Source organism: Paraburkholderia sp. SIMBA_030, from assembly GCF_046535245.1.
GTDB lineage: Bacteria > Pseudomonadota > Gammaproteobacteria > Burkholderiales > Burkholderiaceae > Paraburkholderia.
On record NZ_JAWRXB010000002.1, the window covers coordinates 107,136 to 118,785 of the forward strand.

Below are 11,650 nucleotides of genomic sequence, written 5' to 3' on the forward strand. Positions count from 1 at the left end.
AATGATGGGAAATGCTGCCGCGCTACGCCGCAGGGTCTATAACAATATGTGCAGCACGACATTCACACGATGCTCGCGCGAGCCGAAGTCCCTGGATCCGGTCCGCTCGTTCTGGCGGTTGCTTCAGTACGAATCGGTGCCCATTTCGGATCCGGTCGGTTTGACGTATTGGAGCGGATCATGGCGTTCACCTACCACGGCTGGATCGTTGACACGACTCCAGACTTTTCGCTTGGAAAATTCTTCGCGCACGCGCGACTGACGCGCGCCTCGCTTGATGACGATGTCGACACCGAAGTGCATATCGAGCGCAATCATGCGTGGTTCGACAACGAGGAGGAGGCGATCGAGTCCGCAGGCCAATCGGCCATTGCATGGATCAACGAGCGCGACAGTTGCGTCGCCAGCACGCAAGCTGCTCCGCCCCTCGCACAATAAACTCACGGCGGAATCGGAGCGTTAGAAGCGCGCTCGACGAACTGTCGCGCGATTGGCCCTTCGCTTTCCCGTGCGGCGAGCGGTGCGCTCAAGATTCGCATCTTTTCGTACGCTAAGACCTTCAAAAATATCTCGTCGTTCCAACACATGTGCTGCAGCACATGTGATCTATCTGCATGCCGAAGGATGATCGCCGCCATGCACAGACGACCCACGCACCGTCCGCGCAGGAAACTAACGTGCCAGCCAGTCACCGCCTCGCGTAGAATGCCTCTCGCGTCGTCAACCCGAATCCATCAGCAATGCCCGTCTTCTACAATCGCAAGCAAATCACGGATTGGTTAGGTTCCCACACGTTAGCCAAGGCACGCCAGTACGCACAGGCCGTCTCCGAACTGCGCTGGCAAAGCGCCGACACCCTGAGTGGCCAGGTGCAAGGCACGCGGACCCGCCCGTATGACGTGCGCGCGTATTTTCGCGATATCGACGATCAGCGCGACATGTGGGTTGAGGGCGAATGCACGTGCCCGGTCGGTGTCGACTGCAAGCACGTGGCCGCGCTCCTGATCGCGGGTCTTGAGCACCTTCCACGGCAATCCGCCACCGGCGTGCGTCCTGAACTGGTGACCTGGCTCGAAGGCTTTCGGGCGAAGCGCACGGCTGCCCCTCCCGGAAGCAGGAAGCCCGCGACCGCCAGGGCCACGCATGCGCTTGCCTATGTATTTGCCGGATCGTATCGCGGATCTCCGGAAATTTTCCTCTACAAGGCCCGGGCCAACGCCGACGGCACGATCCGCTCACTCGACGACGCGTGGCAGAACGTGGAGAGCGCGCTCGTCAAGCCGCCAAAGTTTGTTGCCGAGGAGGATCTGCCGATCCTGCGAGGGCTGTGGCTGGACCGCTACCGCGGGTATACCGACAGCTTTGGACTGCAAGGCACAGCCGGTGCGGCAATCCTGGAAAAGCTCATCGCCACGGGCCGCGCGTTTGCCTCGCCGAATGCGAGCACCATGCACTCTGGCGCGCCCGGCGTACTGCATCCCGGACCTTCGCGTCGCGGACAGATCACGTGGAAAACGCAGCCGGACACACGTGTGCGGCCGGTACTGCAGACTGAGCCACCCGCGACGATGCTGTTGACGACAACGCAGCCCTGCTGGTACGTGGACCCTCATTCGGGAGAGGCCGGGACGGTCGACATGCCGTGGCTGGCAGAAGAACTCGCGGAGTACCTGGCGATGCCATCCATTTCGCTCGACGAAGCAGCGCTGGTTAGCAACGTGCTGCGCGAAGTCGCGCCCGATTTGCCCTTGCCGCCCGCGCACGACGTGTCGGCCGTGCACGTGATCGACACCACTCCGGTACCCGCACTGTCGTTCAACACGTTGCCGACCTATGGATCAGGCTGGATGTCTGCTGCACCCAACATGCTCGATTTTGCAACCGTCAGTTTCGACTACGCGGGGGTGAGTATCGACGCGCAAAGCAACACCATACTTGCGCGAACCGCCAGCGGCGAAATGATGCAGATCAAACGGCATCTCGATATCGAGCAGCGCCGTCTGGCAGAACTGCACAAGGCTGGGCTGCGGAAAATTCCAGCCAGTCGTGCCCATGGCCCACGGCCGTTTCCGGAAGGCATGCTAGGGCCCAGCAACGCCGAAGACTGGGCCGCCTTCGTGAAGCAGGCTCTGCCCCGGTTACGCGAAAACGGCTGGCAGGTAGTGATGACTGAAGCGTTTCGCCACAATGTCATCGAGATCGAGGCGATCGACGGTGTGCTCCATCAGGCCGGTGACGGCTGGTTCGATGTCGAGATGGGGGTCACGGTCAACGACCGGAAGGTTCGCCTCGAACCACTGCTGGCCGACCTGTTCCGGCGCGATTCGCGCTGGCTGTCGGGCGGGCTTGACGCCATCGCCGATGACGAACCGGTCGATCTGAAGACCGACCGCAATGAACGGCTGCGCCTGCGGGCCGACCGGCTCAAACCTGTCGTGCGTGTGCTGATCGATCTGTTCGATAGCCCCGGTGAAGGCGGGCTGCGCATTTCGGAGCGGGATGCCGCCCGGCTCGATGCGCTCGACCGCACCGGCCGCTGGCAGTTTCATGGCGACGCGTCGATCCGGGAGCTTGCGCAGCGCCTGATGGCAGGGCCCGGCGTGGATGAAACGCCGGTGCCGCAGGGATTGCAGGCCGAACTGCGCACCTATCAGCGGCAGGGACTCAGCTGGATGCAGTTCCTGCGCGAACATAACCTGTCGGGCGTGCTGGCCGACGACATGGGGCTCGGAAAGACGGTTCAGACGCTCGCCCATATCCTCGCCGAAAAGGAAGCCGGCCGGCTGGACCGGCCCGCGCTGATCGTCGTACCGACGACCCTGATGCACAACTGGCAGGAAGAAGCGCGGCGCTTCACACCGGCGCTGCGCGTGCTCGACCTGCACGGCCCGCAACGCCATGAACGCTTTGACGGAATCGGCGCGCACGATCTCATCCTCACGACCTACGCGCTGCTATGGCGCGACCAGAACATCCTCGCACGACACGACTACCACCTGCTGATCCTCGACGAAGCTCAGTACGTCAAGAATGCGGCCACCAAAGCGGCGACAACCATCCGCGAACTGCGGGCCCGGCACCGCCTGTGCCTGACGGGCACGCCGCTCGAAAATCATCTCGGCGAACTGTGGGCGCAGTTCGACTTCCTGTTGCCCGGCTTCCTTGGCGCGCGCCAGGATTTCACACGGCGCTGGCGCACGCCGATCGAAAAAGGCGGCGACACCGTGCGGCGCGAACTGCTCGCCCGGCGCATCCGCCCCTTCATGCTGCGCCGGCGCAAGGACGAGGTGGCCACCGAACTGCCGCCGAAGACGATTATCGTGCGCACCGTCGAACTCGAAGGCGCGCAGCGCGACCTGTATGAAACGGTACGTGCCGCGATGCACGAAAAGGTTCGTGCCGCCGTCACCGCGAAGGGACTCGCGCGCAGTCACATCGTCGTGCTCGAGGCGCTGCTCAAGCTGCGCCAGGTTTGTTGTGACCCCCGACTCGTCAAGCTCAGCCAGGCCGCCCGCATCGAGGAGTCGGCCAAACTGGCACTGCTGCTCGACATGTTGCGCGAACTGATCGAGGAGGGCCGCCGCATCCTGCTGTTCTCGCAGTTCACCGGCATGCTCGATCTGATCGCCGCCGCACTCAACGAAGCCGGGATTCCGTACGTCGTATTGACCGGCGATACAACCGATCGCCGCACACCGGTCAGGCGCTTCCAGCAAGGCGAGGTGCCACTCTTCCTGATCAGCCTGAAGGCCGGCGGTGTCGGCCTGAACCTGACGGCGGCCGACACCGTGATTCACTACGATCCATGGTGGAACCCTGCCGTCGAAAATCAGGCCACCGATCGCGCACATCGTCTCGGGCAGGACAAGCCCGTGTTCGTCTACAAGCTGATTACGGCCGGCAGCGTCGAGGAGAAGATCGTCGCGATGCAGGAGCAGAAGGCCGCACTCGCCGACGCTATCCTGTCTGAGGATGCCGCCGGCGCCGTCAAGTTCTCGGCCGATGACCTCGCGGCGCTGTTCGAACCCATTCCGGCCACGACGCCCGTCTCGCCGGTAGCGAAGCCCCGGAAGCGCGCGAGGACCGGAACGTAGCATGGCGCCTTTCCAGCGTGTGAGCCGGCCGATCGCGGTCGGTCAATATCCCCGTGCGCGATCGGTCGGCGGACAGGTCGCATGGACCGCGGCGGGATTGATGATGGTGGGATGACTGATTGGTAGTCTATCGGGCGCACGCATCGCCCAACAAATCGATGCAAAACTTCTGCGCCTCCTGATTCTGGCTTTCAGCTTCCGGGTCCGCGACGAGCGCCTGCTTCACCCGGGCGGCGAGCGCAGCGTCGTCAGTGGCGATCTCCCACGGCGCGGTCACGGACGGCGGCGCCGTCGACTTACGCGAGCTAAAAAGCGGGCCGAGAGTTTATCGAGACATTCTGGATGGATCGCGGTCCCCTTAGCAGGCGACCGGCAGGTTGCGATCACTTCAGCTTCACGCTGTTCCTGTGTGCGGGGAACGTGAACCCCGCGGAGTTCGGTTAGACCCGATTTGATTCAAGTACCCGTTCGTCAGTATTCTGGCGAGCATCGCGCTGAACACCACGACGCGGCGCAGGCGCGCGAGGCCGCGCGCGTAGACTCACGCTTTCGGTTTAATGTTCTGGTTGACTCGAAACAGGTTGTTGGGATCGTACATCGCCTTGATCGAGGCAAGGCGCTTGTAGTTGTCGCCATAGCTTAGTTCGACGCGGTTCTCGGCCTCGTCGGCGTCCATGAAGTTGACGTAGGCTTCTTCCAGATTGAACGGGTGGATGGCACCCCAGTAGGTACGGCCCCAGGTCTTAAGCGCCTCGGCGTCCTTGGGATCGGGGCTGATCGCGGCAATTACCATCGAAAAAGACGCGTCCCGCGCGCTCCACGGCGTGGCATCCTTGGGGACCCGCCGAACGGCGCCGTCTATGGGGTAAAGGTGCATCAGGCAGAAGGGGGTCGGCGCCTTCAGCGCGTTGGCGATGTGTACGTCGATCGCCTCGTCAGGCAGCGTCTTGACAAAGTCGCCCTTCCAGTACCATTGCAAGCCTTTAGGGAAGAACGGGTCGAACAGACTGTTGATGGCAGTCCACGGCATCTCGCCCATCCAGTTGAACAGTGGGGCGGGCAGTTTCTCGAGCAGCGAGGCCATGAGCTTCTGACCCTCTGTGATCGGCCCGTTGAAAGCACCGATCAGAGCACAGGCGCGTTTGTTCCAGTGCTCCTTAGGGAAGGGATCGATTGGAGGCACGGTTTTGAGGCCGACAAATAGGCCAAGCTCTTCGGGGGCGTTTGGGATGAAGTCGCGGTACATCGCCATAATTTGCCTGGCGTCCTGGGCGTCCCAGAAGATCGGACCGGCGAACACTATCCTGGCTCGGTGGGCCTGAAATAGAAAGCTCGTGACCACGCCGAAGTTACCGCCGCCACCGCGCACCGCCCAGAAGAGGTCAACGTGCTTGTCCTTGTTAGCGGTGACGAAAGAGCCGTCGGCCAGCACTACATCCACCTCGATCAAATTGTCGACCGTGAGGCCGTGCTTGCGCGTGAGATAGCCGGTTCCTCCGCCCAAGGTCAGACCTGCGACGCCCGTGCTGCCGACGATGCCGAGCGGTACGGCGAGGCCAAAGGCGTAGGTCGCGTGATCGAGATCCGCTGCAGTGCAGCCTGGATCGACGCGCACGGTGCAGCTCGCTGGGTCGACGCGCACGCTGCGCATCTGCGACAGGTCGATGACCAGTCCACCGTCGCAACTGCCCAAACCGGGGCCGTTGTGTCCACCTCCGCGGATTGCGAGAAGCAGCTTGTTATCGCGTGCGTAGTTGACCGCTGCTATGACATCGGCGGCGTCGGTGCAGCGAGCGATCACCTTGGGCCGCTTATCAATCATGCCGTTGTACAGCGCTCGCGCCTCGTCGTAGTCCTTGTCCGACGGAACGATCAGCCTTCCGCGAAATCCCTGAATCGCAAACTCGTCCATGACGCTGCCTCCTTGAAGAGTAAATCCATCGCGCGCACGCGCGACGACGCGCTGCCGTACCCAGAAGCCTCGCGCCGGACAGTCGACAAGAACGACATGGGCGCGCGGCATCAATCAATCGGAATCTACGCACCTATCCGGTAGCCGTTCGCAAGCTTAGCCTCGCACCTCACTTGATGAGAAGCATAGTGCTTCGACGCAAGTGCCGGAAGAAACTTCCGATTGACGACACTGACAGCAAGACGAGCGAGCAACCAGCCGAATGAAACCCGACCAATCGGCGGGCGCTCTTTGGTCCAGGAGAAAAAAAGGGGCGCGTCCAACCGGAGACTTGACCGGCTAGACAGTTTTGAAGCGTCCGGCGCAGCCTCAAATGGTCATTTGAATGCGTAGAACCGAAGTCGACTCTGTATAGCCTCTCGCAGCGTGACACCGATACGGCAGCTGTAGAGTGCAACAGGGCCACTCAGCGATGACGATGGGTCGATAACAAACCTCGAGGCTTGTACCCGGGGGAACCTGGGAAGGCGCCCCATTCTTGAGATCAGTGCTGCTTCGACGCCGCAGCGCCCCCATCGAATAGCGACAGCAACTCGTCAAGTCCTCGCAGTTGCCAGTCCGGTGTCTGGCCCATTTCCTCGAAGACGCTACCGCTACGATCGATCCAGCATGTCGGAAAGCCGAAATAGCGTGCCCCCGTTGCATCCCACGCATTCGACGACACGAACAGAATCGACGTTCGTGCGACCCCGAAGGCCTGCTCTGCAAGCATGTAGGCACGATCGTCCGGTTTGTACACGCGGACTGGATCGACGCTAAGCAGATGGTCGAATTCGGCGCGAAGTCCGGAGTTCCCCACCACCGCGCCGATCGAATGAGGCGAACCGTTCGACAGCACCGCGAGCTTCAGTCCTCGCCGACGCAATTCGCGCAGCGTATCTGGCACTTCGGGGAACGGATGCAAGCGCAGGTATGCATCGCAGAGCGTCTTGCAGGCTTCGTCATTCAGATCGAGCCGAAGGTGCCGGCAGGTGAAGCGCAATGCGTCTTCCGTCGCCTGCTCGAAGGTGACGTAGCGGTTCATCAGGCTCCGCAGCCACGTGTATTCGAGTTGCTTCTGTCGCCAGAGCGTACTGATTTCACGCCCGCGCCCCGGAAATTGTTGATCGCACCGCGCCACCACCGAGTGGACATCGTAAAGGGTGCCGTACAAATCGAATGCAATCGCCTTGATGTGATCCATATCCCGCCTCCGTACAGACATCAGCACAACGCTGAATTCCCAACCACGTTACGTCACTCGCCTTGCTGCTCCTTGAGCCGCTTCCGGTGAGCGGCAACCTTCGCACGGTTCCCGCAAATGGCCATGCTGCACCAGCGGCGCGCGTGACCCCGCGTGTGATCCGCAAACATCAACGTGCAGCGCGGACCTTCACATGCCTTCACGTGCGTGAAGTCCTCGTCGCACACCAGGTTCGCCAACGCTTCGGCAATGGGCATCAGCAATGACTCCGGCGACTTCCAACGCCGATTCGCGCGGAGTTCAAAAGGCGACGCCCCGCCCGTGACATCGGCGACGATTTCTCCATATCGCTCGTCCCGCTCGAGCAGTTGATTCAGCGGCGCGAGCTCGCGCAAATCCCTGGCGCTCAACGGCCGCCCCTTCCTCTTCTGCGCAAAACCCCTGAACCACTCGCGCAGCGCGCGAGCCTGCGCCGCAACGGCGTCGAGTTCGGCCGGCGTGGACTGCGACCGCAGGGCTGCGAGCGCGGCGCGCGGTGCCATTCCAGCCTCTTCCATCCAGGCCAGCAACGCTTCTCCATCGCTGATCCAATCGACCTGTTCATCCACCGGTGTCGCGACCGAGTTCAGGAAATCGAGGCCCGGCGCATCGGCTACGAATATCGCGGGAATCTGACGATAGTCCATTTTCTTGTAATCAATGTGCAATGACGATGTCAGCATCGTAACCGCTAAAAATGCTCTTGACAAGTTACATGTCAAATTAGTAACCTTTAAAATAAGATCAGTCAGGTTACATGACGCGAGGGAACCTGTGCGTATTTCGCAAGCAGCATTCACCATCCTCAAAGGAGCAGGACATGTCTTTCGGCAATGTGAGCGCGGTGCTGGTGCACGGCGCATGGGCGGACGGATCAAGCTGGAGCAAGGTAATCGAGGGTCTCAAGGAACAGGGGATCGATGCACTTGCGGCGCCGTTGCCGCTCACGTCGTTGAGCGAGGACGTGGCCGCGCTCGACCGGACGCTTGAGCGAATCGAAGGTCCGGTGGTGCTGGCCGGCCATGCGTATGCCGGCGCCGTGATCGGATCGAGCAGGTCCGAAAAAATCAGGGCGTTGGTCTACGTCGCCGCATTGGCGCCTGATGAAGGAGAAACCGTCGGCGACGTCTTCTACCGCGGCGAAACGCATCCGCAGGCGCCGCAACTCGCGCCGGATCGGCACGGATTGATATGGTTGCCGCAAGAAGCGTTCGCGCAGGCGTTTGCCCAGCACGCGACGCCGCTGGAGTTGGCGGTGCTCGCTGCGGTGCAGCGTCCGATTTCCGTGTCGTGCATCGGCGAAGCGGTCGGGCGTCCGCTGTGGAGAGACCGTCCGAGCTGGTTCCTGATCGCCGAACAGGACCGGATGATCAACCCTGTCACCCAGCATTTCATGGCAGGTCGCATGAATGCGTACCTGCGGTCGTATCTGGCCGACCATACGCCGATCGTGACGGCTCCTGACGCTGTGACCCATGTCATCGCCGAGGCTGTGCAGTCGGTTCTGCCCGGTAACGTTATCCGCTAGGTGCGTGCGGCCTGCGATGCCGAACATCGCACGGCGCCTCTTGTTACCCGTCTGACCCCGTTCCCTTTTGGAGGGAGATCATGAGTTCTATTGCCTATCGCCACGCCGACGTCGACGGCTTCAAGGTGTTCCACCGTGAAGCCGGGCGCCCAGGCGCCCCAAAGCTGTTGCTCCTGCATGGCTTTCCAAGCTCGAGCCATATGTTTCGGGACCTGATTCCGAAGCTCGCAGACCGTTTCCATATCGTCGCGCCGGATCTGCCCGGCTTCGGCCAGTCCGATATGCCGAGCCGCGACGGTTTTGCTTACACGTTCGACAACATCGCCAACGTCATCGAGCATTTCACCGAGGCGATCGGCTTCGACCGCTTCGCGGTCTACGTCTTCGACTACGGTGCGCCGACGGGTTTCCGCCTCGCAATCAGACATCCCGAGCGGATCACCGCGATCATTTCGCAGAACGGCAATGCTTACGAAGAAGGATTGAGCGAAGGCTGGAATCCTATCCGTGCGTATTGGCAAGACGCTTCGCTCGCGAATCGGGACGCGCTTCGCGCACTGCTCACACACGAGACGACGGTCTGGCAGTACACGCATGGTGTGCCCGACACGGCGTCCGTGTCGCCCGACGGTTACTCGCTCGACGACTTCTATCTGAACCGGCCGGGTGCGCACGAGGTACAACTCGATCTGTTCCGCGACTATCAAAGCAACGTCGCGCTGTACCCGGCATTCCAGGAATACTTCCGCACGCATCAGCCGCCTCTGCTCGCGGTGTGGGGGAAAAACGATCCTTTCTTTCTGCCCGCCGGCGCCGACGCATTCAGGCGCGACATTCCGGGCGCCGTGGTGCGCTTCCTCGATACCGGCCACTTCGCGCTGGAGACGCATGCCACGGAAATCGCCGCAGCCATTTCGGACTTCCTCGACCACTGAAATATCCGACGCATGGAACCGTGCTTCATTCAACCAATCAGGAGAAGCATCATGTCCAGCAAAGTCGCAATCGTGACGGGCGCAAGCCAGGGTATCGGTCGTTCGACCGCCATCAGACTGGCGCGGGATTTTGACTCGATCGTGCTCGTTGCGCGCAACCGTGCGAACCTCGAAGAGACCGGCATCGAGGTGAAGACGGCCGGCGCTGAAACTCTCGTTATCGACGTCGACCTCTCTCAACCCGAGGCTGCACGGCAAGTGGTCGACCAGACGCTCGCCTGCGCGCTGCGTATGCAGTGGACTTTGCCGCCCGTTTAGCGACGACTGGCAACGCGAAAACGTTCGTCGATCCGGGCAAGCAGCCGGTGCGAAAAGCGCGAGGCCCGTGCCTGAATAAACCGGTCGGAGAGCCGCGAAAGCGCGTAGGAAACCACGAGCACAATGGCGATCGTCACAATGAAAAGCGCCAACGACATGTGTTTGTCGGTCCGCCCAAACACGCGCTCAAAGAAATGAAAAGTCGCGTAAGTGCAAATGAAGTGCCAGAGATAAATGCCGTAGCTCTGACGGCCGATTGCCATTGCACAGGGCTTGAAGAGTCGCTGCCCGAGCTGGCCGGCGTCGCGCCCCCGGTGCGAACACACGAACAGCAGCAACCCGGCTCCGGCGCACGCCGCGAAGAATGGTGCAAATTCGTGGCCCTTCGCGAGCCACACGCCCAGCGCGGCCGTGGCGAGCGCGAACGCGAGCGCTGTCGTGAGCGACAGCCACGCGACACGACGCGTGACACTGGACGCGCCTGCGAGATACCGGCGGAAGGCGAACCATGTCCACATCCCGACGATGAAGCAGGGCACCTGCACCGGTGGCCAGAAATAGAGAAACGTGTTGTTCGCGACATGGCAATCCGGTGCACCGTTGCAACCGACGACCCACATCACGGCCGCCGACATCGCGAGCACCGACACCGACGCGATCGCGAGCCGCACACCGTTCAGCGTGAAGAAGAAAATCAGCGGCGCCAGCAGATAGAACAGCATTTCGACACCGATCGACCATCCACCCGGCACGACGTTGTTGATCGCCGACGGCGACAGCGCATGCAGGAACAGCACGTTCAACAGGATGTCGGCAGGGCTGTGGGCGCCGAGCACCCACGCGCGTTCGTAGCCCGAACGCCACGCCGCCCAGCTGATGAGCCCGTAGATCGCGATGGCCGCGTAATACAGCGGCGCAATGCGAAAGAAGCGCTTGATATAAAAACGCAATGTGATGTGACGCGCTGCGGAGAAACGCTCGCGATCGGCTTCGAGCGTCATGAAGATCGTGATCGCGCTGATCACGAAGAACAACTGCACGCCGTACTGGCCCATGCGCGCGATTAGCGCGACGCTGTCCGGCAGGTTGGGAAACTGGAATGACAGGTGAACGGCCACAACGCCGACGACCGCGATGGATCGTCCGGCGTCGAGCGCAGCAATGCGTCCTTTCTCCATCGATAATGCGCCTCCTCGCTGCATGTGCCACCGTCGTATCGGCAGCGAGGTCCGTTGACAGCAGACATTGCAGCGGAGTTCCCGGTTTTTTCGGGGTGCGTGTGGAGGAGGGGGCGTTGCGGACCTCAACACCAGTCGCGCGACGCTCTGACGGACGGCTTGCAGTCTGCTGCATGGAACTGTCGTCAGTTCTTGCGGTTCCAGCCTTTGGCGAAATCTCGAATCCGCGCGGCGGGCACAGGTATGCCGGAATCACGCGCCACGAAGTGCGACACCTTGCGCGTGGCCAGATCGATGGTCATCGAAGCAAGGTTGGCCGACGGAGACAACGATACGGTCGAGGAGGGTGACGGAGTTCTGGCCGTGATTGAGCGCACTGACTGCTGCGACCGACAACAGGCGT

At 61.7% G+C, this 11,650-nt stretch carries 10 protein-coding genes; 5 read left to right on the forward strand and 5 right to left on the reverse strand.

Annotated features, from left to right (window positions below):
- Positions 1-180 precede the first annotated feature (180 nt).
- Both SB772_RS03625 and SB772_RS03630 read left to right on the forward strand, forming a co-directional pair.
- Entirely contained in the window at positions 181-438 is a 258-nt protein-coding gene (locus tag SB772_RS03625; protein ID WP_410831916.1) for a hypothetical protein, read from the forward strand.
- Positions 439-740: 302 nt separating this feature from the next.
- Positions 741-4,094: an SNF2-related protein gene (locus tag SB772_RS03630; protein WP_410831917.1), complete on the forward strand. Its 3,354-nt coding sequence runs from the start codon at positions 741-743 to the stop codon at positions 4,092-4,094.
- A 127-nt stretch (positions 4,095-4,221) separates the two neighbouring features.
- Here SB772_RS03630 and SB772_RS03635 read toward each other — a convergent pair whose 3' ends face one another.
- The 4 genes from SB772_RS03635 to SB772_RS03650 all read right to left on the reverse strand — a co-directional run bounded on the left by SB772_RS03635 (position 4,222) and on the right by SB772_RS03650 (position 7,935).
- Entirely contained in the window at positions 4,222-4,371 is a 150-nt protein-coding gene (locus SB772_RS03635; RefSeq protein ID WP_410831918.1) for a hypothetical protein, read from the reverse strand.
- 264 nt (positions 4,372-4,635) lie between these two features.
- On the reverse strand, positions 4,636-6,006 hold the full coding sequence (locus SB772_RS03640; protein WP_410831919.1) for an FAD-binding oxidoreductase: 1,371 nt from the start codon (positions 6,004-6,006) through the stop codon (positions 4,636-4,638).
- Positions 6,007-6,550: 544 nt separating this feature from the next.
- The gene (locus SB772_RS03645; protein ID WP_410831920.1) at positions 6,551-7,249 is read right to left on the reverse strand and encodes a haloacid dehalogenase type II; all 699 of its coding nucleotides are present in this window, start codon (positions 7,247-7,249) and stop codon (positions 6,551-6,553) included.
- A 53-nt stretch (positions 7,250-7,302) separates the two neighbouring features.
- Positions 7,303-7,935, reverse strand: coding sequence for a CGNR zinc finger domain-containing protein (locus SB772_RS03650; protein WP_410831921.1), 633 nt, complete (start codon positions 7,933-7,935; stop codon positions 7,303-7,305).
- A 173-nt stretch (positions 7,936-8,108) separates the two neighbouring features.
- Between SB772_RS03650 and SB772_RS03655 the strand changes: the two genes are divergently transcribed.
- From SB772_RS03655 to SB772_RS03665, 3 genes are all read left to right on the forward strand, one after another.
- Positions 8,109-8,816: an alpha/beta hydrolase gene (locus SB772_RS03655; RefSeq protein ID WP_410831922.1), complete on the forward strand. Its 708-nt coding sequence runs from the start codon at positions 8,109-8,111 to the stop codon at positions 8,814-8,816.
- Positions 8,817-8,896: 80 nt separating this feature from the next.
- Positions 8,897-9,751 carry an alpha/beta fold hydrolase gene (locus SB772_RS03660; protein WP_410831923.1) on the forward strand — a complete coding sequence of 285 codons (855 nt, stop codon included), beginning with the start codon at positions 8,897-8,899 and terminating at the stop codon, positions 9,749-9,751.
- 51 nt (positions 9,752-9,802) lie between these two features.
- Positions 9,803-10,069, forward strand: a complete 267-nt coding sequence (locus SB772_RS03665) for an SDR family NAD(P)-dependent oxidoreductase (RefSeq protein WP_410831924.1) — start codon at positions 9,803-9,805, stop codon at positions 10,067-10,069.
- On the opposite strand, the gene SB772_RS03670 is transcribed toward SB772_RS03665, so the two are convergent.
- The gene (locus SB772_RS03670) at positions 10,066-11,247 is read right to left on the reverse strand and encodes an acyltransferase family protein (RefSeq protein ID WP_410831925.1); all 1,182 of its coding nucleotides are present in this window, start codon (positions 11,245-11,247) and stop codon (positions 10,066-10,068) included. The genes SB772_RS03665 and SB772_RS03670 overlap by 4 nt on opposite strands.
- Positions 11,248-11,650 lie beyond the last annotated feature (403 nt).